Annotated in this window: 15 protein-coding genes; 11 read left to right on the forward strand and 4 right to left on the reverse strand. The window is 63.8% G+C overall.

All coding sequences use genetic code 11. The features are described 5' to 3' along the window. The first annotated feature begins 123 nt into the window (after positions 1-123). The 9 genes from glmU (at position 124) to sufU (ending at position 14,663) form a co-directional block, all read left to right on the forward strand. Positions 124-1,623 carry a bifunctional UDP-N-acetylglucosamine diphosphorylase/glucosamine-1-phosphate N-acetyltransferase GlmU gene (glmU, locus tag A477_RS0112290; RefSeq protein WP_026005576.1) on the forward strand — a complete coding sequence of 500 codons (1,500 nt, stop codon included), beginning with the start codon at positions 124-126 and terminating at the stop codon, positions 1,621-1,623. Beyond that, positions 1,620-2,600, forward strand: a complete 981-nt coding sequence (locus A477_RS0112295) for a ribose-phosphate diphosphokinase (RefSeq protein ID WP_011774071.1) — start codon at positions 1,620-1,622, stop codon at positions 2,598-2,600. Before glmU ends, A477_RS0112295 begins: the two co-directional genes overlap by 4 nt. 318 nt (positions 2,601-2,918) lie before the next feature. Beyond that, positions 2,919-3,494 carry a 50S ribosomal protein L25/general stress protein Ctc gene (locus tag A477_RS0112300; RefSeq protein WP_017199290.1) on the forward strand — a complete coding sequence of 192 codons (576 nt, stop codon included), beginning with the start codon at positions 2,919-2,921 and terminating at the stop codon, positions 3,492-3,494. A gap of 120 nt (positions 3,495-3,614) precedes the next feature. Continuing rightward, the gene (gene pth, locus A477_RS0112305; RefSeq protein WP_017199291.1) at positions 3,615-4,199 is read left to right on the forward strand and encodes an aminoacyl-tRNA hydrolase; all 585 of its coding nucleotides are present in this window, start codon (positions 3,615-3,617) and stop codon (positions 4,197-4,199) included. A 141-nt stretch (positions 4,200-4,340) separates the two neighbouring features. Then, positions 4,341-7,073: a helix-turn-helix transcriptional regulator gene (locus tag A477_RS0112310; RefSeq protein WP_026005577.1), complete on the forward strand. Its 2,733-nt coding sequence runs from the start codon at positions 4,341-4,343 to the stop codon at positions 7,071-7,073. A 41-nt stretch (positions 7,074-7,114) separates the two neighbouring features. Next, on the forward strand, positions 7,115-9,766 hold the full coding sequence (locus tag A477_RS0112315) for a helix-turn-helix transcriptional regulator (protein ID WP_017199293.1): 2,652 nt from the start codon (positions 7,115-7,117) through the stop codon (positions 9,764-9,766). A gap of 472 nt (positions 9,767-10,238) precedes the next feature. Next, entirely contained in the window at positions 10,239-12,737 is a 2,499-nt protein-coding gene (locus A477_RS0112320) for an ATP-binding protein (RefSeq protein ID WP_017199294.1), read from the forward strand. Between the two features lie 79 nt (positions 12,738-12,816). Beyond that, positions 12,817-14,142 (forward strand): cysteine desulfurase, encoded by a 1,326-nt coding sequence (locus A477_RS0112325; RefSeq protein ID WP_017199295.1) that lies wholly within the window; start codon positions 12,817-12,819, stop codon positions 14,140-14,142. Between the two features lie 68 nt (positions 14,143-14,210). Beyond that, positions 14,211-14,663, forward strand: a complete 453-nt coding sequence (sufU, locus tag A477_RS0112330; RefSeq protein ID WP_017199296.1) for a Fe-S cluster assembly sulfur transfer protein SufU — start codon at positions 14,211-14,213, stop codon at positions 14,661-14,663. A gap of 22 nt (positions 14,664-14,685) precedes the next feature. On the opposite strand, the gene nhaA is transcribed toward sufU, so the two are convergent. From nhaA to A477_RS0112350, 4 genes are all read right to left on the reverse strand, one after another. Further along, the gene (gene nhaA, locus A477_RS0112335) at positions 14,686-16,011 is read right to left on the reverse strand and encodes a Na+/H+ antiporter NhaA (protein ID WP_017199297.1); all 1,326 of its coding nucleotides are present in this window, start codon (positions 16,009-16,011) and stop codon (positions 14,686-14,688) included. A 143-nt stretch (positions 16,012-16,154) separates the two neighbouring features. Further along, a complete protein-coding gene (locus tag A477_RS0112340; protein WP_017199298.1) occupies positions 16,155-16,376 on the reverse strand; it encodes an SCO4848 family membrane protein in 222 nt (73 codons plus the stop codon). 1 nt (position 16,377) lies between these two features. After that, the gene (locus tag A477_RS0112345; protein ID WP_017199299.1) at positions 16,378-16,875 is read right to left on the reverse strand and encodes a DUF2505 domain-containing protein; all 498 of its coding nucleotides are present in this window, start codon (positions 16,873-16,875) and stop codon (positions 16,378-16,380) included. Positions 16,876-16,922: 47 nt separating this feature from the next. Continuing rightward, on the reverse strand, positions 16,923-18,449 hold the full coding sequence (locus tag A477_RS0112350; protein ID WP_026005579.1) for an SDR family oxidoreductase: 1,527 nt from the start codon (positions 18,447-18,449) through the stop codon (positions 16,923-16,925). Positions 18,450-18,558: 109 nt separating this feature from the next. Between A477_RS0112350 and mfd the strand changes: the two genes are divergently transcribed. Both mfd and A477_RS0112360 read left to right on the forward strand, forming a co-directional pair. After that, positions 18,559-22,191, forward strand: coding sequence for a transcription-repair coupling factor (gene mfd / locus A477_RS0112355; RefSeq protein ID WP_026005580.1), 3,633 nt, complete (start codon positions 18,559-18,561; stop codon positions 22,189-22,191). Positions 22,192-22,195: 4 nt separating this feature from the next. After that, positions 22,196-23,005 (forward strand): metal-dependent hydrolase, encoded by an 810-nt coding sequence (locus tag A477_RS0112360; RefSeq protein ID WP_014921147.1) that lies wholly within the window; start codon positions 22,196-22,198, stop codon positions 23,003-23,005. The last annotated feature ends 3 nt before the right edge of the window (positions 23,006-23,008 follow it).

Here is a 23,008-nt window from a genome sequence, read left to right on the forward strand (position 1 = left end):
CGGTCGGAAAATGCGCTCCTTCTCTGTACCTGTAGCGGCTCTCACGGTGCCTGGGTCCATTGCTGGATGGCAGCATTCCGAAGCCGGGTTACCCGGGACATACCGAGCAAGGAGAGCCAGTACGTGAGCCCCGAAACCACCGGTCCCGCAGCGGTGATCGTTTTGGCCGCAGGTGCCGGAACGCGCATGAAGTCGCGGACTCCCAAGATCCTCCACGAAATCGGCGGCCGCTCCATGGTGGGCCACGCTCTCCTCGCCGCTCGTGCCATCAACCCGTTGAAGCTGGCCCTGGTTGTCCGCCACGAGCGTGACCGCGTGGCAGAGCACGTGACCGGGCTGGATCCGGAAGCACTCATTGTTGACCAGGACGACATTCCCGGCACGGGCCGCGCAGTGGAAGTGGCTCTCAACGCGCTGGACACCGACGCCGAACTTTCCGGCACTGTGGTGGTCACTTACGGCGACGTCCCGCTGCTGACCGGTCAACTGCTCGGCGAACTTGTTGCAACGCACGAGTCCGAGGGCAACGCCGTCACGGTCCTCACCGCGGTGCTGGACGACGCAACCGGCTACGGCCGGATCCTGCGCGCCGAAGACGGCACCGTCACCGGTATTCGCGAACACAAGGATGCCAGCGAGACCGAGCGCACCATCCGCGAGGTCAACTCCGGTATCTACGCATTCGACGCCGCGGTTTTGCGCACCGCATTGGCGAAAGTCACCACTGACAACGCCCAGGGCGAGATGTACCTGACCGACGTCCTCGGGTTGGCCCGTGACGCAGGCGGCCGGGTTGCCGCCGTCGTGACTGAGGACCGCTGGCAGGTTGAAGGTGCCAACGACCGCATCCAGCTGTCGGCGCTTGGTGCCGAGCACAACCGCCGCATCATCGAGTCCTGGATGCGTGCCGGCGTGACCGTGGTGGATCCCGCCACCACCTGGATCGATTCCACCGTCACGCTCGATGAAGACGTCCGGTTGCTGCCCAACACCCAATTGCACGGATCCACCACGGTGGCACGCGACGCCGTCGTAGGTCCTGACACGACCCTGACCGACGTCAAGGTTGGCGAGGGTGCAAAGGTGATCCGTACGCACGGTTCGGGTTCCACCATCGGCGCCAAGGCGAGCGTTGGGCCGTTCACGTACCTCCGCCCCGGCACGGTCCTGGGCGAGACCGGCAAGATCGGCGCGTTCTACGAAACCAAGAACGTCACCATCGGCCGCGGTTCCAAACTGTCCCACCTGGGCTACGCCGGTGATGCTGAGATCGGCGAAGACACCAACATCGGTTGCGGCAACATCACCGCCAACTACGACGGCGAGAAGAAGCACCGCACGGTGATCGGCTCGGGCGTCCGCACGGGTTCAAACACGGTCTTCGTGGCACCTGTGACAGTTGGCGACGGCGCTTACAGTGGCGCCGGCGCGGTCATTCGCAAGGATGTTCCCGCGGGCGCCCTCGCGCTCAGCCTGGCCGCGCAGCGGAATGCCGAAGGCTGGGTAGCAGCCAACCGGCCGGGCACTGCCTCCGCAAAACTGGCCGAGGCCGCGCAGGAGCCGGCATCCGCATCCACATCTTCACCATCCCCGGCAACCATAGAAGAAGGCAAACAGGCATGAGCGAAATTACCGCACACGGCGAGAAGAAACTGATTCTCGCCGCCGGAAGGGCGCATCCGGAGCTGGCGCAGGAAATCGCGAAGGAGCTGGAGACCGAGCTCCTGCCCATCGATGCCTACGACTTCGCGAACGGAGAAATCTACGTCCGTTCGGCCGAGAGCGTGCGAGGCACTGACGCCTTCGTCATCCAGGCCCACCCGGCTCCGCTGAACAACTGGCTCATGGAGCAGTTGATCATGATTGACTCCCTCAAGCGCGCCTCTGCCAAGAGGATCACGGTTGTTTCCCCGTTCTACCCCTACTCCCGCCAGGACAAGAAGGGCCGCGGCCGCGAGCCCATCTCCGCCCGCTTGGTTGCCGACCTTTACAAGACTGCCGGCGCGGACCGCATCATGTCCGTCGACCTGCACACCTCGCAGATCCAGGGCTTCTTCGACGGCCCCGTTGACCACCTGATGGCCATCCCGCTGCTGGCCGACTACATCCGCACCAAGGTGGAGGCTGACAACATCACGGTTGTTTCGCCTGACACCGGCCGCGTCCGGGTTGCCGAGCAGTGGGCTGAGCGCCTGGGCGGTGCCCCGCTCGCGTTCGTCCACAAGAGCCGCGACCTCACCGTCCCCAACCAGGCAGTCTCCAAGACTGTTGTTGGCCAGGTTGAAGGCCGCACCTGCGTCCTCATCGACGACATGATCGACACCGGTGGAACCATCTCCGGTGCCGTCCAGGTCCTGAAGAACGCCGGGGCCAAGGACGTCATCATTGCCTGCACGCACGCGGTCTTCTCCGATCCCGCCGCGCAGCGCCTCGCTGATTCCGGTGCCCGCGAAGTCGTGGTCACCAACACGCTGCCCATCCCGGCAGAGAAGCGCTTCCCGTCACTGACGGTGTTGTCGATCGCACCGTTGATTGCCCGCGCCATTCGTGAAGTGTTCGACGACGGTTCGGTCACCAGCCTGTTCGACGGCAAAGCATAACGCCGGACTGCTGAATTTGAGCGGGTCATCCGCCGCCTTCGGGCGTGCGGGTGGCCCGTTTTCCTTGCCGTTTTCAGAAAGGGCGCGAACCGCTGCTAAACTCTTGGGGATACCTTGGCGAGGGAGAGCACATCCGGTCCGCATTTGTGGACCAGGGTTGCGGGTCTCCGTTATCGACTGGGTCTGCATCTCCTTCAACACAGGCGGAACGGCTGCTCGGCGGCCGATCTCAGCCGGGCGTAGAAGGTCTCCAGACCTCCGCCCTTGCTGATAGACCAGCCCGGATTTTCCGGGTGCCACAGTAATCAAGGAGTACACATGTCTGAGCAGAAGCTCACCGCAGAACTGCGCACCGAATTCGGCAAGGGTTTCGCCCGCCGTGCACGTATGGCCGGCCAGATCCCGGCTGTCATCTACGGCCACGGTGCAGAGCCCATCCACATCAACCTGCCGGGCCGCGCCACCACGCTGGCAGTACGCGTTTCCAACGCCCTGCTTGCAATCGACGTCGACGGCGAGCAGCACCTGACGCTCGTCAAGGACATCCAGCGCGATCCCGTTAAGCAGATCATCGAGCACGTTGACCTCCAGACCGTGAAGGCTGGCGAGAAGGTTACCGTCGACATCGCCATCCACGTATCCGGTGAAGTTGCTCCGGGTGCTGTCGCCAGCCTCGAAGCCACCACGGTTTCCCTCGAAGCTGAGGCAACCCACGTTCCCACCGCCGTCGAGGTCAACATCGACGGCCTCAAGGCCGGCGAGAGCATCCACGCTTCCGACCTGGACCTTCCGAAGGGTTCCATCCTGCTCACCGAAGGCGACACCCTGGTGGTCCGCATCGCTGAAGCTGCTGGTGCTGAAGAAGAAGAGAGCACGGAAGCTGCCGCTGAGTAGTCTTCTGACTGCTTGAGGTTTACGCCGTTGAGTGGCCGGGCACCCTTGGGGGTCCCGGCCACTTCTTCTTTGCCACCCACCATCCCTGCTGATCAACCGAACCCTCCCTAGGATGAGACCATGACTGACACCTGGCTGATTGTCGGCCTCGGCAACCCCGGCAGCGAGTACAGCAACAACAGGCACAATGTTGGCCAGATGGTGCTGGACGAACTGGCTTCCCGCATGGGTGGGAGGTTTAAGGTCCACAAGGCGAGGGCCCAGGTAGTGGAGGGTCGGCTGGGCATCGGGGGTCCCCGTGTGGTGCTCGCGAAGCCCATGACGTACATGAACGTCTCTGGTGGTCCCGTGGCAGGGCTGTGCAATTTTTTCGACATCGCACCGGACCATGTCATAGCCGTCCACGATGAGATCGACATCCCTTTTAACACAGTCAAGTTAAAAATAGGTGGCGGTGAGGGCGGGCACAACGGTCTGCGGGACATCTCCAGGGCGCTTGCTACCAAGGACTACCTGCGCGTCCGTGTAGGGGTGGGCCGGCCGCCGGGGCGCATGGAGACGGCCGACTACGTCCTCCGGGATTTCTCCACCGCGGAGAAGAAGGAACTGCCGTTCCTCGTGGACGAAGCGGCTGACGCAGTGGAGCTGCTCATGGACCAGGGCTTGCTCGCCGCGCAACAGAAGCACCACCCTGCCAAAGCTTGAGCAAATCTTGAGGAAAGCCTGAGGAAAGCCTGACGGTCCCGAGGACCTTAAGGCCTACAAACTGTGGGCGCCCGGCGGTAGTGTGCATGTTACGCAAGTAAGCGGTGGGGGACTGTCGCGGATGTGTAGCTAAGGATGCGGATGTCGGCGGAGTTGCTAAACAGGAGCGGTGGAGGCGTAGCGAGAGCTGCGGCTCCCGATCTTGTGGGCGGCCCAACAGACCGTCAAACATGGTCGCTGTTGGCCCGGAGCCACGATTTGTCCAAGGCGGGCAAACACCTCGACTCGCCCGACTCCTACGGTGTGGTCCTCACCGGGGAACGGGGAATCGGCAAATCAGGCCTGGCAAGGGCAGTAGTGTCGTCTCTCGGCCCCAAAGTCCACAGCCTCCAGCTGCGCAACACAGTGGCAAGCGGCCAGACCCCCTATGGATGCCTTGGTTTCCTGCTGGCCCGGTTGCCTTCGGGTGCCGTGGGCTCGCCCACGGGCATCCTGCACGCGGTCACGAACCTCATCAGAACAGAAGCGGCGGGACGGGAGACCGTTTTCATCGTGGACAACGCCGGTGGCATGGACCCCATGAGCACAGGCGTGCTGTTGAACCTCATGGCTACCGGCACCGCGAAGGTCATTGCCACCGCGCAACGCGCCAGCGACCTCCCAGCTGATTTCCATCGGTTGGTCCTTGAAGGAACGCTGGGCGAGGTGCATCTGAACACGCTCAGCGAGGAACAGACCAAGCAAGTCCTCGGCTCGGTCCTGGGGCACTATGTCTCTTCAACACTGGTAGGTTCACTGCACTCCGCCGTGGGCGGCAACCCCATGCTCCTGCATGCGCTTCTCGCGGAGCAGCGACACACGGGCAACCTGGTCCTCAACGACTCAGTGTGGACGCTCCGCGACCGAATCAAACTTGAGGGCGCCACGGTTGTGGAGGACTTTGTCCGCTCCAGACTGGCGCGCGAACCGCAAGCCAGCAGGACCGTCGTCGAAATTCTGGCTTGCGCGCAGCGCGCAACACTCTTGGATCTGGCAGACATCTTCGGCACAGAAGTTCTGGTGGAGATGGAAGAGTCAGCCCTGCTGACCATTGAAAAGGACGGGGACCACTGGGTTTCGCTCCGGGACCCGTACGTGGGCGAGGTAGTGCGCGGCTGGTTGAGTACCCGCCGTATGCGCGAGCTCCGGTTGATGCTGCACGGTCCCAAAGAGCCTGAACTCCAGGCCTTGGCACCGCAGGACCTCCTAAGCTATGCGGCATGGATGCATGCCTCCGAGGATGAGCCCGCGCCATCGCCCGCGCATGCACTTGCGGCCGGGCGCGCCGCTTTGGATGACTATGACCCCAACTTCGCCATACAATGCACGCTCTCACTGGACCCGAAGGACAGCGAATGGGTGCCCGGACAGCGGCTCAAAGCTGCGGCCTACCTCTTGTTGGACCTGCCGTTGCACGCGGCCCAGGCGTTGGATGAGGTGTCCGAGTCGCACATCGCTGCTTTGGAGCCATTGGAGTTCGCTGAAGTCATCGCAGCAAAATGCCAGGCGATGACGTGGATCGACGGTCGGTCAGGAATGGTGCCGGGAGTCATCGCCGCCGGCCTGGAGACGCTTGAAGCCAAGGCCGGGGAGTATCCGGCCCAGGCCATGGCCGCGGCACGCAACCGACTCCGGCTCTGCAGCTACGAGTACCAAACCTACATGGGCGAATACGCCGCCATGATTGACGCCTTGGAAGAGGAACAGGCCAAGGATCCCGCGGAGGACCGCGAACACTGGCTCAAGTCATCCTTCTTCCTGATCGAGGCCCGCTGCATGCTGGGCAGGGAGCTGGAGGCACAACAACTCGCGCGAACCGTTTCACGGCACTTGGGGGACACGGACCGCCCCGCACAGCTGGAGGAATCCTTCGCCAGGCACGCGTTCCTGGTCCTGCTGTTGTCCGGGCAATGGCGGAAGTGCATCGAACTCATGCGCCGCACACCCTCAGGGTCCTCCCGCCTTCAATACCGGGGTGCGCTCACCGAGTTGGGCGTCGGGCTTGCGTTCGCGTATGCCGGTAAGCCCGCCAGCGCAATCGAACCCCTGCGCTCGGCAGTTGCCCAACTGGAGCTCCGGCCCAGCATGAACATGAACAAGGTTGCCTATGCAGCCACCGCTTTTGCCTACGCTCAACTAGGCAATTCAGTGGAGGCCGGCCGATACCTGGACCTCTATAGAACCTGCAGGGGCGTTGGGACGTATTTCTCCGAATCAGTCGCTGAGTTCTGCGCCGAGATGGCCGGGCGGTGGATGGGTGACCCTGATGTGAAGCAGCGGCTCCTGGCCCGGGTACGCACGGACATCGAGCAGCAGCGCTTCACCACTGCCGGCATCTACCTTTTTGGCGCCACCGTGGAAGGCACAGACGAGGAATACCGGTTGCTGGAGGATATTGCCGGCCGTCGCCAAGGGCCCTTGGCCAAGATTTCAGGCGATCTTGCGCGCGGTGCCCTGACCAAGAGCTCCCGCTCGTTGCTGGCGGCCGCTGATGCCGCAGCATCGCTTGACCTGTTGGTGGTGGAAGCCCGGTGCGTGGCCATGGCACTTGATTACGCCAGGGACGCCGGGGAAACAACGGCAGCCCGAACGGCTCAGCTGAGGCTTGAACGGCTGGAACATTCGGTCCCTGCATTGCCGATCCAGCCACGCAGCGACGCGCCGGTGTTGACTGAACGGGAACGCCAAATTGCTAAACTCGCGGGAAAGGGTGTCAGCAACCGTGAAATCGCGATGGATATTGGGGTGTCTGTGCGAACTGTAGAAGGTCATCTGTACCAGGTATTCACCAAGCTCGGCGTATCGTCTCGGGGCGAGCTCAATGGACTGCTGTGAGGCAAGCGGCGGAATTTCCCTAGACATGGCGTGGGTTGCCCATGCAGGCTGAGTACCTTGTAGGGCGGGACGCCGAATTGGACCTGGCCATGGAGATTCTGCGCCAGGAAGGCGCCGGGGCCGTGCTCCTGGTTGCGGATCCCGGCATCGGAAAGACCGCCTTGGCAGCCGAAATCGCAGCGCGCCTGGCCGGGGAAATGGTGGTGATGCGGGTTCATGGGAGTCCCGCGCTGTCCGCCGTGCCCTACGGCGTCCTTGCCCCGTACTTGTTGGATCTTCCTGTTGAGCAAGCGACGTCACCTGTGGCGATCCTGCGTGAGTTCTGGTCCCAGTTCGAGAAACGGCGTGGCGGCGAAGGGGCGCGCCTGCTGTTGATCGTGGACGACGCACACGACCTCGATGAAGGCAGTACGCAGATTCTCGCCGAACTGGTCACTGCGGGATGGGCTCGGCTCGTAGCCACCAGCAGGCCCAGGCCGGGTTTGCCCGCGGCCCTGCTTCAACTCTGGTACGACGGACTGGCAGAGCGGCTGGAGCTCCACCCGCTGGACAAGCAAACAGTCACTGAGTTGGCAGAAAAGACGCTCGGCGGCCCCCTCATGTCCAGCGCCGCTGAGGTCCTGCACTCTGCGTCCGAAGGCAACCCGTTGCTGCTTCACTGCCTCCTTGAGGACTCAAAGTCTGAGGGTAACCTGGTACGCCGGAACGGGGTCTGGCTTTTGACCCGGGCACTCTCCGGCAGCGGGGAAAGCCTGGCCGAGGTAGTCCGAAACAGGGTACTCCGGACCAGCGAAGCTGAAAGGGAGGCGATGTACATCATTGCCCTGTCTGAGCCCGTCCCTGCCGCTGTGCTGGATACGCAGGTGGGCAGGGACACTATACGGGCATTGATGGACAGCAGGCTTGTACTCTCCGCCAATGGAGCCGGCGGGCCCCTCAGAATGTGGCACCCCATGTACAGTGAGGCGCTCCGCAAGATCGTTTCGCCTGCCCGCAGCCTCCAGATCCGCCAGCGCATGGAGCAACAATTGCCCACGGAACCGTCCACAGCCGAGGGACTGCTTCGGCAAGTGAGCTGGGCCCTGGACTGTGGCGCCGACGTCGATGATGAACGGCTGCTGCGGGCAGCATTCCTGGCCGCCAAGCTGCTTCAGAATCCCTTGGCGATAGCGGCAGCGGGCAAAGTTCGATCGGAGGCGCTGCGTCCGCGGGCGCGCGCGGTCATGGCCATGGTCCACTACAACGACGGCGACTACCGCAGTGCCATCCGGTTGTTGGAGGAAGGCTCCGGGTTTCTGGACGATGATCCGTCGCGACCTTTGGGCGCAGGCCTTCTGTGGGCTGCCTCGCGCACTGCCGCGGGCGATCAGTCGGCGGACATCGTGGCTGATGCACGGACCGCTGCCAAAGCCCTGATAGGTGAACGGGAGACCTCCGACCCTGTTGTCCAGCATGTCGAAAGGCAGGCGCGGGCGCTGGAATTGGCAGTACTTGCCAATGACGGCCGCTATGAGGAACTCCATGATGGCCTGGGCCGGTTCGAGGAAGCGATACGGCATGATGGGCCCAACCGTGCCATGGACCGGATTTTCCTGCTGGCGATGCAGTGTGAGCTCCTGACGGTGGAGGGACACCCCGTGCAGGCTTTGGAGGCTGGCCGGGAAGCCTTGCTGCTGTTGGAAAACGACAATGACCTCCTGTACTTCAGCGACTTTGTTCTGCTGCGTTATACCTTGGCGGCCTTGGAATCCGGAGACTGGGAAGCGGCCGCTACAGCCCTTGACCGCTACGCCGCCGGTTCGGCCATGGGACTCATCTATTTTGGTGGAGGCATCGAAGCGCTCAAAGGCATGTCTCTGTTGCGCCAGGGCCGCCTGGAACAGGCCACGGAGCTGCTGACGCCCGCTGTCGAAGCGCTGCGGGTCAGGGACCCGCTGCAGTTGCGAAGCCTGGGAAACGCCTTGGCGTTCTACGCCGCAGCGAAGTCCGGCAACACAGTGCCCGCCCGGCGCTTGGAAAGCGAACAAGGAGCGGCAGCCGGGGCCTTCGTGGAAGCCCTCGCGGAACTGTTCAGGCTTGCAGGTCAGGAACTTCTCAGCAAAGGCACAGGCCTGCAGAAATTGAGCCGACTTCCGGAATCCGGAGATCTGCACCGATTGCCGGGCATTTTGATGCAAAACCTGGTGCTCAGGGCCGAGCTCGGGGACGTTCAGGCCATGGAGTCCATCCAGGAAACGGCGTCGTCGATGGACGGAGGCTGGGCGGCCGGCTGGCAGTCCATGGCGGTGGCACAGTTGCGCGGTGAGGGCCAAGGGTTGGTGAATGCGGGCAATCTTTTGGCTGCTTCCGGAATGCCGGGACCCGCCGCGGTGGCGTTCGACAAAGCTGCTGAGACCTTCGACGCTGAAGGCAAACGGCCCGAGGCGCGGCAAGCAGCTGTACTGCGCGATGTCAGCGAGGCCAGCCTGGGCGATGCCCTGGTCCATGACCCGCACACTGAGGCGGACCGATCCGTGCCACTGACCCGGCGCGAGCAGGACATCGTGGCATTGGCCGTCTCAGGACTGACCGACCGCCAGATCGCCGAGAAGCTCATGGTGTCGGTCCGGACCGTGGAAGGTCATTTGTACCGGAGCTACGCCAAGTTGGGCATCCGGCGGCGCGAAGATCTGGGCTCGGCCGTCCGTCACTGACGCGCGCTGCTAAGTACCCGCTTCAGGGCCTCCCGGCCCACCTGCCCCCGCAATCCCGCGGAATTTACCCAATCAATGGAGTAATGCGCGTGTGTTCCGTGTCGAAACCAAGTAGTGCCCCGTTCCGGGACTGAGTACAACAGAGTATCGCGGCACCAAAAGCTGGCCACTTTTCGAGTACCAACTACTGATGTACGCGATGTTGCACCCCGGCAATATTGATCTTGGAAGAACGGTTCAGCCCCAAGCATCACCGGGATTCCGAAAGTCGCATCACCCGCATCGGAGGTCTCTTGAGCCGATGCTCCGGCCGCCGAAAGGTGGTCCGGCCCTGTACGAAGCCGGCGGCGACAGAGTCTTCTGAGACCGAGACTCTCCCCCCAGCCGCCGCCGGCTTCTAGGCCAGGGACCCGCGAACCGCGGACCCCCAAACCCCCTCCCGCATCATGGGACTGCTGCTATTGGAGTGTGCATGTTGCCGGACCCCTGGCTGGACGAAGACACCGTCACAGCAGGGCTGAGGCCATCAACATTCCCGGACAGGGCGCAGCTGCTCGACCTCATCCTTTCCGCCGTTCCTTCGGCCTCCACCAGTGGCATCGTGGTTGTGGGGGAGCGGGGCTCAGGAAAGAGCCACCTTTTGCTCTCCCTCAAAGAGGGACTCCCAAAAACCATGGATGTCCGCACCTTCACCGGAAAGCCGGAACTCAGGGCACTCCACTTCGGCGCATTGGGAGCCGTATCCACAGCCGAAGTGGAGGACGCTGCAGCTCCGGGCCTCCACGTTCTACGGGCTCTCACCAATACCCTGGGGCCAGCCGACTACTTGTACACACCCCCGCTTGGACGACGCCGAAACAAGCGGCACGCTCAACCGGTGCGGCCTCAGCTGGTTCTGTTGGTGGACGACATCCACTACATCGATCCCGCCTCACTGGCGGTCCTGCTGCAACTCATCCCGGGCTTCGGTGCAACGTTGGTGGCTACGGCGGAAAGCCGCTACCCGCTCCCGCAGGACCTCTACCAGCTCTGGGAAGACGGCTTCCTGGAGCAGTACTTCCTGCCTCCCTTCAGCTTCACGGAAGCTCATGCTCTGTGCGAGACAGTCCTGGGCGGGCAGGTCCAGCGACGCGCAAGCAGCCTCCTTGCTGCCATGAGTGGCTTCAACGTTGGATTGCTTTGCCTCGCGGTGAATGACGCCCGCCGCGCCGGGTTCCTGGTACAGATGGATGGTTTCTGGACCATCGACGTCCGGGCGCACTGCGACTGGCCCAGCGTCGTTGAGCATATCCGGGCGGAGAACGTTTCCCGCCCGCCGGAAGAACGCCAAGCCTTGGAACTCATCGCGCTGGCCGAGCCCGTGGCTTTGGAGGTGGTGGAGCGCCACTTCGGGCAGAAAGCCATGGAGCATCTCTTCACGAACCATGACATCAGGTTGCTACCGGGCCGGCCCTTGCTGGTCCGCACGAGTTCCTGGCTGCGCGGGGAAGGAACCCGTTTGTCTGTGCCGCGGTCCCGGAGCATGGTGCTGCGACTGGGCTTGGAGGAGCCGGTGCTGACTACGGAGACGGCCCCGGCCATGCTGCGATGGATGACATGGACCCTCGACTGCGGCCTGACCCTCTCCGACGAGCTTCTCTTGGCCGCCGCTCCTGCCGCTGACCGGCCGTCCACTGCCGAACTCGCCCGGAAGGCCGCCTCGGCAGTGACGGGGAAGGATCATGCTGACGAGGCCCGACTGCTTGGCGCGCGGGCGCTGATCGCCGAGGGCCAGCTTGCGGAAGCAGCTCCGGAACTTCGGCGCTTGGCGGCCGCGGGTGGGTCCCTTGGGGTGAAGCTCGACGCCGCGCATCGACTCATGGCCCTCGGCTTGCTGGGTGCCGCGCCTGGTCCCGGGCCTCTTGAAGCGGAGCCTGTTGAGGTGGAGCACGTGGGGCAGGCGCCTGCCGGCCAAGGCTCCGAGGAACCCGCTGACCCTGCCGCCATGATCATGTGGAATGTGCGGGAATCGGAGCGCCTGCTTCTTTCCGGGGCGGCGCCGGAAGCGCTGCGGAGCTCGTCTGCTGCGATGGAAGCCATCAGCGCTGACCCGGCCATGGAGATGTTCCTGCCGGGGACGATGCTCCGGCATGTCATGAGTCTCCGGTACAACCTGGCATGGGAGCTGGTGGACCCGCTTTTGGGCTGTCCCGCCGACTACGCCATGCCGATGCACCTTTCGGCATGCTTGGACGTCGCCCGCGGTTACGTCCAGCTCAGCCAGGGGCTGCCGCGTGCAGCCCGCGCCACCTTGGAGCCCGTCCTCGCTGAACTGCACGACGCCGGCCTACCGCCGGTACTCGCTCTGGCTGCGGGCCTGCTGGCCTACTGCGAGGCGTTGTGCGGGAACCCGCGGCCGGCCATGGCGCGGGTCCGGCAGGCCATGGCCGCGCAGGAAGCCGCCGTGGAGGCCGCCAAGGAAACCGCTCCGACCACTGATGGCCTCTTGCTGCAACTCAGCGCCTTGTATATCGCGGCAGCGCAGGACCAAGCCTCAGGCACGTCAACTCATCTGTTGGCTTTGGCGGAAAAGTTGCACTCGCAGGGAAGCACTTTGATGGAGGCGGAGGTGTTCTCGCTCCTGACACTTAACGCGGGCAGTGCCGCCGTCGACGATCTTGGGATCCTGCGCCGCCTGGGCGCTCTGGCCGCGACCCTTCACGGCCCGGCCGGTGCGTCGCTGGGGACATTCGCATCGGCCTTGACGGACAACGACCCCAAGGCCCTGGAGTCGGCGGGGCGGAGCTTGTCTGCAGACCGGCAGTTTGCCCATGCAGCCCTCTGCTATTCCCGGGCAGCCAGCGGTTACGAGGCCAGGACGCGCGCCGCTGCGAGTCGTCGGGCCTCGGTGCTCGTGGAGCGGCTCCGGAGTGCCTTCGACAGCGGGATGGTTCCACCACTGGGATGGGTGCCGGGTCGGGCCGGCAGCTAACGTGCTGTACGGCACACCGCCGGGTAGGGGCCAGCGTGGGATAATGAGGAGTCCCTGAAGGATTTCCAAGGAGCGTCCCTTGACTGCCGTATCAACTCCCGCCTCACTGCAGCGGTCCATGCACGCCATGGATAACGCGGAAGTGTTGCGGATCCGGAATGATTTCCCGGTGCTGGACCAGCTGGTCAACGGCAAGCCTTTGATCTACCTCGATTCCGGCGCTACGTCGCAGAACCCGCTCAGCGTCATCGAGGCTGAGCAGGAGTACTACGAGCAACGCAACGCCGCCGTTCACCGCGGCGCGCACCACCTCGCAGTGGAAGCCACGGAGGTATTTGAGGACGCACGCCAGACCGTGGCGGACTTTATTGGCGCGCGGTACGAGGAAACCGTCTGGACCTCCAATGCCACGGAGGGCCTCAACCTCATCAGCTACGCGCTATCCAACGCCGCCCTGTGGGCTGCGCAGGGCCGTGGTGGTTCCGGTCTGAAGGACCTGGCGATCGGTCCGGGCGACGAGATCGTAGTCACCGAAATGGAGCACCACGCCAACCTCATCCCCTGGCAGGAACTGGCCTTCCGGACCGGTGCCACGCTCAAGTACATCCCCGTGACGGACGAGGGGATCCTGCGGCTGGATGCAGCCGGCGACATCGTGGGAGAGCGGACCAAGCTCCTGGCCTTCACCCACGCATCGAACGTCCTGGGCACCATCAACCCGGTACCGGAACTGGTGGCTATGGCCCGCCGTGTGGGTGCTTTGGTGGTCCTGGACGCTTGCCAGTCCGTTCCTCACATGGCCGTTGACGTCAAGGAACTGGACGTCGACTTCGCCGTTTTCTCCGGCCACAAAATGTTGGCACCCACCGGTGTGGGCGTGATGTACGGGAAGCAGGAGCTCCTGGATGTCATGCCGCCTTTCCTGACGGGCGGGTCCATGATCACCACGGTCACCATGGAACGGGCCGAGTACTTGCCGGCACCGCAGCGGTTCGAGGCCGGAACCCAACGGATCTCCCAGGCTGTTGCGCTCGCAACCGCCGTGAACTACCTCACCGAGACAGGTATTGACCGCATCCACGCCTGGGAAACGGAGCTTGGCCAGCGCCTGGTGAAGGGGCTGGAAAGCATCGACGGAATTCGCGTGGTGGGTCCGGCGTCCGGTCTTGAACGAATCGGACTGGCGGCCTTCGACGTCGCCGGGGTCCACGCCCACGACGTCGGACAGTTTCTTGATGACCGCGGCATCGCCGTTCGCGTGGGCCACCACTGCGCCCAGCCGCTGCACCGCCGGCTCGGACTGACGGCAACAACCCGCGCGAGCACGTACCTCTACAACACCACGGACGATGTCGATGCTTTCCTCGACGCCGTTTCGGGTGTCCGGGCCTACTTCCAGGCCTGACACGCGGCAGGGGCCTTTCGGCCGCACACCCGCATCCGACGATCTCCCCAGAAGAGGCAAAAAGCATCATGAGTCTTGACCAGTTGTACCAGCAGATCATCCTGGACCATTCCAAGCAGCGGCACGGCAGCGGCCTGGCGGAAACCGATGCTCCGGACGGTACCTCCACCGGTCAATCGCACCAGCTGAACCCCGTGTGCGGGGATGAAGTGACGCTGCGGCTTGCGGTGTCCGATGGAACCGTCCAACAGATCAGCTGGGACGGCGCGGGCTGTTCCATCTCCATGGCTTCCGCCTCGGTGCTCAGCGAACTGGGTGAGGGCATGTCCGTGGCGGAATTGCACTCCGTCATCGATAACTTCCGCGAGGTTCTCCGTTCACGTGGAAAGATCCAGGCCGACCCCGAAATTCTGGGCGATGCCGCCGCCTTCGAAGGAGTGGCCCGCTACGCCGCCCGGGTGAAATGTGCCATGATTTCCTGGGTTGCCGCCGAGGACGCGCTCAACCAAGCCACCGCCTAGGGGCCACCGCAGTAGGTCCGCGTCAGGCGCGGGCAAAAACGTCAGGAACCCCGTCGCCGTCGTCGTCCCGTTCTTCATCTGCCTGCACCTGGCGGTAGCGCCGGTTGCGGGCCTTGAGCACGACGGCGGCCAGCAGCGCCGAGATCAGGGAACCTGCCAGGATGGCCACTTTGGCGTGGTCGTTATGGGCAGAGCCGGCGCCGAAGCTCAACTCGCCGATCAGCAATGAGACAGTGAATCCGATGCCGGCCAGCAGAGCCAGCCCGAAGAGGTCAATCCAGGCGATGCTGGAATCCAGGCTTGCGCGGGTGGTTTTGGTGACCAGGAACGTGGTGCCGAAGACACCCACGGCCTTGCCTACCACCAATGCTGCCACGATGCCCAAGGCAACCGGATCCCTCAGGGCGGCCCCCATGCCGTCGAACCCTCCCAAGGCCACGCCCGCGGAGAAGAACGCGAAGACAGGCACGGCGAAGCCTGCCGAGAATGGGCGTAGCTTGTGTTCGAGGTGCTCGGCCAGGCCCTCGGCCGGTTCTCCCTTTTTGCCGCTGGCCAGGACCGGCACGGCGAAGCCCAACAGCACTCCGGCCACGGTGGCATGAATACCGGAGGCATGGACGAAGCCCCACGTGGCCAAGGCGAGCGGCAGTAGGAGGTACCAGCTGCGGATCCGCTTCTGGACAAGGAACGTGAAGAGTGCCAGTGGAACCAGGGCAGCCAAAAGCATGAGGGGCTGGAGCCCGGCGGAGTAGAAGAAAGCGATGATGCCGATGGCGATCAGGTCGTCCACCACTGCGAGCGTCAACAGGAATGTCCGGAGCGCGGCGGGCAAATGGGTGTTGATGACGGCCAGCACTGCAAGGGCGAAGGCGATGTCCGTGGCGGTGGGAATGGCCCAGCCTTTGAGTGTTTCTCCGGCTGTTCCCAGGTTGAAGAGAACGTAGATCAACGCCGGAACCACTACTCCACCAACGGCAGCGGCCACGGGGACAACTGCACGGGCAGGTTTGCGGAGTTCCCCGGCGACGAATTCCCGCTTGAGCTCAAGGCCCGCGAGGAAGAAGAACACGGCCAGCAAGCCATCCGAAGCCCAATGGCCCAAGCTCAGATCAAGATGCCAGGGTTCGTAGCCGATCTTGACGTCGCGGAGTGCGAAATACCCGTCTGCTGCCGGGGAGTTCGCCCAGATGAGCGCCACCACGGTGGCGGCCAGGAGGAGGGCGCCGCCAACTGTCTCCGTGCGGAGGATCGAGAGGATCCTGCGGTACTCGGGGTAGCTTGAGCGGGAGAAAACTTTGCCGTGCGAGGGCTGGCTCGAGGGCTGGGGCTGGTTTGTCGGCTGGGGCACGGGGCTCCTCAAAGTGTGCGGGCATTTGCGGGTACTCCAAAAAAACGCCGACCAGACTTCCCGGCACACCACTACCCATCTTACTCAACTGAGTAGCAGATCGGGCCGTTCTGAACCTGATCTGCTACTCAGTTGGGTGAAGCCTAGGCGACCAGACCCGCGATCCCGATGGCCGCCGTCGCGAGTCCGAGCACCATGGAGATGGAGACCAGCACAACGTGGACCGTGAGGAACTTGGTGGCTTTCCCGGCAGCATCGCGGGCGCGTGGGTCCTTCATGACGCGCTTCAGGAACTGCGGCCACACCACCAAGGACCAGACACCGGCAACGATCAGGACAACCGCCAATATTGCGGGGATCTCCACGCTAGTGGCTTTCGAGCCAGGCCTGCGCCTGCTGCGACTGAATGCCCAAAGCCTTGCCCACCATGGGCTCGGCAGCGTCGGCGATCTTGCCGCCGAGGAACGGAACGGAGGAGGTCACATTGCCTTCGAGTTCGATCCGGGTGCTGCCGCCCTCGGCCACCAGGCGCTGGACCGCGGTGACATCAAGCGGAGCGCCCGAGATCTTCAGGGCAATCGTGCTGGAACGTGAACCGTCGGCAGCGGGAGCTTCCCACTTCTCGGTCTGGGTCACCTTGAGGGTCTCGCCAACGAACTTGCGGGCGATGTCCGGCAGGCGCGTGGTGGGCAGCGTGCGGACCGTGGTGGTGGTGAAAGCGCCGGCAGTGTCGCCGTCAACGGTGAACGATTCCAAGGAGCCGCCCACGTATTCGCTGGTGTGACGCAGGAAATCTTCGTTCACGAAGACGGCGGCTACGCGGTCAACGCTGTGGGGCAGGGTGGTGGATGCACTCAGGGCCATGGGTCCTCCGTGGATGGTTGTGGTGAAGCTTTTTAGCTCCCAACATCCTACGGGGTCCGGGTGGAGGCGCTTGAACCGGCCTCCTGGAGGCTAGTGGCCGCGGCCGAAATATTGCGGGCCATTGAGGGAAAAATGAACCCGTGGAAGGGGTACACGCCAAGCCAGTAAAGCCTTCCAGCCAACCCGCGCGGGAAGAAGATAGCGCGTTGCTTGTAAAGGCTGCCGTCACCATCGGGCTCCACTGCCAGCTCAAGCCAGGCACCGCCGGGGGCCCGCATTTCGGCGCGCAACCGCAGCAGGTGTCCGCGGTCGATGGCCTCCACTCGCCACCAATCCACCACCTCACCTGTATTCAGGGTCTTCGGGTGCCGGCGACCCCTCAAGAGCCCAGCACCGCCCTGCAACTTGTCCAGCCAACCCCGGACCCGCCAAGCCAAAGGAAGGGAGTACCAGCCGTTCTTGCCGCCAATGCCCTCAATGATTGTCCATACGTGCTCCGGCTTGGCCTCGCTGTGGAAGGTCCGTTCGTCAAGGAACACCTTGTATCCGGCCCAGTCGGGGTCGCTCGGCAGGGGATCGGCGTCTATGCCCGCGTTCGCCCACGTCGTCTCAACCTGCCCGTCCCGTTCCTTGCCCAGCGCCAAGGCGACGGCGCGCCGGTAAGGCGTCAGGCCGCCGTCGGGCTGAGGAATGTACTCGTCGACGTCGTGCTCCCGCGACACCGCGTCGTGTTGCAGGGACTGCACCAAGGGGAGGGACATGGACAACGGAATGGGAGTCACCAGGGCGACCCACAAGCCCGCGAGCTTGGGAGCAGGCACCGGAAGCGCGACCACCAGCCGCCGGGGGAGCCCACGCTCCACGGCGTACTCGTTCATCATGTCCTTGTACTTCAGGACATCCCTGGAACCGACGTCGAAGGAACGGTTCAGCTTCTCCGGGAGTGCGGCTGCGGCCACGAGGTAATGGAGGACATCACGGACGGCGATGGCCTCCACGCGGTTATTGACCCAGCTGGGCGCGGGCATGACCGGCAGGGTCTCAGCGAGGTGTCGGATCATTTCGAACGAGGCCGAACCCGAACCGATCACCACGCCGGCTTGGAACACGATGGAGTCAACTGCAGACTCGAGGAACACCCGGCCCACGGTCTCCCGGGACCGCATATGGATGGAGAGCTCCGCATTTTCCGGGTGCAGGCCGCCGAGGTAGACGATCCTTTCCACACCCGCATCCGTGGCTGCACGCGCCACGAGCCTGGCCATCGCTTCTTCCTTGGCTTCAAATCCGCTGCCGGAAGCCATCGAGTGGACCAAGTAGTAGAGGACATCCACCCCGCTCAGTGCGTCCGACAAGCTTCGGGCATCGGACAGGCTGTCCTGGATGATCTCAACCTGATCGTGCCACGGAACGTCGGCGATCTTCTGTGGAGTGCGGACCAAGACCTTGACCGTGTGGCCGGCTTCGAGGAGCCGGGGGACCAACCGCCCGCCGATGTAGCCCGTGGCACCGGTGACCAGCACCGTCTTAGTGTTCTGCGGGGTATTGGAATGCGTAGCTTCCGAAGGCTGCAAAGGAACTCCTGTGGCTGGGGGTAGAGGTAGGCTGGAATGACCCGGCATTCATCTGAATTTCCGGGCATTTGTGTTGCCTGCCCTTGGACCCACCCTAGGAGTTTCTGCCATGAGCCTCAACGGTCTGCGCCGCGTACTGGCGGAGGACAAGACTTTTGCGCGCGTTCGTACGGAGGCACAGCGGTCCTTCAGCGACCGGAACGCCGACTACCAGATCAGCGCTCCCACTGGCATGCGTGCCGTGTTGCTCGCCGAAATGGCCGATGCGCTGGCTGACGCTGCTGCCGATGGCGCGGGCGCTCCCGTGGTCCTCGCTGTCACCGCCACCGGCCGGGAAGCCGAGGACCTCACCGCGGCGCTCGCTTCCTACCTCCCCGCGGAGTCCGTGGCCACCTTCCCCAGCTGGGAGACCCTTCCGCATGAGCGGCTCTCGCCCCGTTCCGATACCGTGGGCCGCCGACTCTCCGTCCTGCGCCGCCTGACACACCCTGAAAGCTCGACGTCGGCCCCCTTGCGCGTGGTGGTGGCTCCGGTTCGCGCCGTGGTCCAGCCCATTGTGGCCGGCTTGGGCGACCTGGTTCCGGTGACGCTACAGGTAGGGCAGGAGCGTTCCTTCACCGAAGTTGTCAGGGCCCTGTCCGACGCCGCGTATGCCCGTGTGGACATGGTGACCCACCGTGGCGAGTTTGCGGTCCGTGGCGGCATCCTTGACGTTTTTCCACCCACCGAGGACCACCCCATCCGCGTGGAATTCTTCGGCGACGAAGTGGACCAGATGCGCTGGTTCGCCGTGGCCGACCAGCGCTCGCTGTCCGCACCCGGAATCCACCACCCCACCGAGCTGCACGCCCCGCCGTGCCGGGAAATCCTGATCACCGCTTCCGTGATGTCCCGTGCAGCCAAGCTCAAGGCCGACATGCCTGCCGCGGCCGACATGCTGGAGAAGATCGCGGGCGGCATCGCTGTTGAAGGTATGGAATCATTGGCCCCCGTGCTGGTGGATGCCATGGTCCCGTTCGTGGACCAGCTCCCGGCCGGCTCGCTTTCAGTGGTCATCGAACCGGAGAAAGTGCGCACCCGCGCGCACGACCTCGCAGCGACCAACGAGGAGTTCCTGGAAGCTGCTTGGTCAACGGCGTCCGACGGAGGTGCGGCGCCCCTTGACCTTTCGTCCCAGGCATCCGCGGACCTGCATGCCGCCAGTTTCCGTTCGCTCACCGACACCCGCTCTGCCGCCCTGGAACATGGCGTGTCCTGGTGGTCCATCACCTCGCTCGCCTCAGATGAAGACCTGGTCCTGGACATCGATGTCCTCAACATGCGCGCCCGCGAACCTCGTGGCTACCAGGGTGACGTGGCCGAAATGCTGGAGTTCATTGGCTCCCGAGTACGCGAGCAGTGGCGTGTGGTGGTGGTGACCGATGGTCCCGGACCCGCCCAGCGCCTGGCCGAACTGTTCCATGACGCAGACATTCCTTGTTCCCGCGTGGAGTCCCTGGATAAGGAGCCCCAGCCGGGCATCATCGAGGTGACCACTGCCGCCGTCGGACGTGGTTTTGTCCTGGACGGCCTCAAACTTGGCTTGCTGACTGAAGCCGATTTGCTGGGCCGTGCAACAGCGAGCTCCACCAAGGACATGCGGCGCATGCCGTCCAAGCGCCGCAACGCCGTTGACCCGCTGCAGCTGCACGCCGGCGATTTCGTGGTGCACGAGCAGCACGGAATCGGCCGGTTCGTGGAGCTGATTCAGCGGAAGGTAACGGGAACGTCGTCGTCCGATGCCGGTCTGCGTGAGTATCTGGTGCTCGAGTACGCGCCGTCCAAGCGTGGCGCGCCGGGGGACCGGCTCTTTGTACCAACCGACCAACTGGACCAGGTGACCCGCTACGTGGGCGGAGATGCGCCGGCCCTGAGCAAGATGGGCGGCGCAGACTGGGCCAGCACCAAGTCCAAGGCCCGCAAGGCCGTCAAGGAAATCGCGGGTGAGCTGATCCGGTTGTATTCTGCCCGCATGGCCTCCAGGGGGCATGCTTTTGCGCCCGACACCCCGTGGCAGCGTGAGCTTGAGGAAGCATTCCCCTATGTGGAAACGCCCGATCAGCTAACCACCATCAACGAGGTCAAAGCTGACATGGAGCGGGAGATCCCCATGGACCGGCTGGTGTCCGGCGACGTGGGCTACGGCAAGACCGAAATCGCCGTCCGTGCTGCCTTCAAAGCCGTTCAGGACGGCAAGCAGGTGGCGGTTCTGGTGCCCACCACGCTCCTTGCGCAACAGCACTACGAAACGTTTACCGAGCGCTTCAGCGGCTTCCCCTTGCGCGTAAAGCCGTTGTCACGGTTCCAGAGCAGCAAGGAAGCCAAGGAAACGGCTGAGGGCGTTAAGAGCGGCGCCGTGGACGTGGTGATCGGTACGCACCGGCTTCTGTCCAAGGATTTCCAGTTCAAGGACCTGGGCCTGGTGATCGTTGACGAGGAGCAGCGCTTTGGCGTGGAGCACAAGGAAGCGCTCAAGAAGATGCGTACCAACGTGGATGTGTTGGCCATGAGTGCCACGCCGATTCCGCGAACCTTGGAAATGTCGCTGACGGGCATCCGGGAAACGTCCACCCTGGCGACGCCGCCCGAGGAACGCCACCCTGTGCTGACCTACGTGGGCCCATATACCAATAAGCAGACCTCCGCCGCGATCCGCCGCGAACTCATGCGCGAGGGACAGGTGTTCTTTGTACACAACCGTGTCTCGTCCATCGAACGCATCGCCGCGCAGATCCGGGAGCTGGTCCCCGAAGCCCGGGTTGAAGTAGCCCACGGGCAAATGTCCGAAAGCCGCCTTGAGAAGATCATCGTGGACTTCTGGGAGAAGCGTTTCGACGTTCTTGTCTGCACCACCATCATCGAGACCGGTCTGGATATCTCCAACGCCAACACCCTGATCGTGGACGGGGCCGACAAGTACGGCCTTTCGCAGCTCCATCAGCTCCGCGGCCGTGTTGGCCGTGGCCGGGAACGTGCCTACGCCTACTTCCTCTACCCCTCGGAGAAACCCTTGGGCGAGGTGGCGTTGGAGCGGCTCAAGGCCGTGGCGGCCCACAACGAGCTGGGCGCCGGCATGCAGTTGGCCATGAAAGACCTGGAAATCCGTGGTGCCGGCAACCTGCTGGGCGGCGAGCAATCCGGCCATATCCAAGGCGTCGGCTTCGACCTCTACATCCGGCTGGTGGGCGAGGCTGTTGCCGAATACCGTGGCGAGGCTGAAGAGAAGGCAGCCGAGATGAAGATCGAGCTGCCAGTCAACGCCCACCTTCCCCACGACTACGTGCCCGGTGAAAGGTTGCGCCTGGAAGCGTACCGGAAACTGGCCTCCGCCATCACCTACGAGGCCATCGATGAAGTCCTGGCCGAACTCGTGGACCGCTACGGCGAACCGCCGCTGCCCGCCCAAAACCTCATCGCCGTGGCCCGCTTCCGGGTGGGTGCCCGCGAAGCCGGCCTGTCCGACGTCGCACTCCAAGGCAACTTCATCCGCTTCTCGCCGGCCCAACTGCCCGAGTCCAAAACCATGCGCCTGAACCGCATGTATCCCGGTTCGCAGGTCAAGCCTGCCTTGGACGCTGTGCTGATTCCCAAGCCCAAGACGGCCAGGATCGGCGGACGCGACCTACAGGATGCCGAGATCCTGCAATGGGCCAATAACGTCATTGAAGCGATTTTCGCTGAAGTACCTGTAAAGGCTGGCTAACTGCATGATGGGAGGACATCACGCCGCGTCGGGAGCCGCGGCGTGGATTGCTATTGCCTCGACCGGCCCTTACGCCTTGGGTTGGTATCCGTTGGATTCCACCGGAATCCTGATCGGCGCCATGGCGACGGCGGGAACTGCTTTGGTGGTCGACTGGGACCACCGCCACAGCACCATCGCGAATTCACTGCCGCCGCTGTCCAACGTGATTGCCGTGGGGATCGAAAAAGCCAGCGGAGGGCACCGCCAAGGGACGCACTCGCTGTTGGGGGCTTCCGCGTTTGTGGTGCTGGCAGCCATGGCAGCCCAGTTCCAGATGGTCACGCCGGTAGGCAAGCTCTCGATCGGAGCCGGGTTGCTGTGCATGTTCATGATCAATCTGGCGGCCAAGGCCTTGAATCTGTTTCCAAAGTCGGGGTGGATTACCAACTGGCTGTTCGCTTTGGTGATGGCCGGCCTGGTGACGTGGTTTGCGCCGGATCAATGGGGTTGGTTGCCACTGTCCATGCTCACCGGGGTAGTGGTGCACATCGTGGGGGACATGATTACCGTCGGCGGGGTGCCGCTTCTATGGCCCATCGTCATCAAACCACCAAAATTCCTGCGAAAATCCATGATCCGGGGAATCTGGCGTCCCAATGGCGCTTTCTCCATCCCGTTGCTGGGGCGGGCCGGTTCCCGACGTGAATGGCTGGTCCTTATCCCTGTCAGCGGTTACGCCATGGTGGGCATGGGTGCCGCCGCGTGGACGTTGGCGCAACAGCATTGGCCCGGCGTTCTAGCGGCCTTGGGCGGCGTAGTGCAACTGCCCTGATGG

Source organism: Arthrobacter sp. M2012083 (genome assembly GCF_000281065.1).
Lineage (GTDB): Bacteria > Actinomycetota > Actinomycetes > Actinomycetales > Micrococcaceae > Arthrobacter.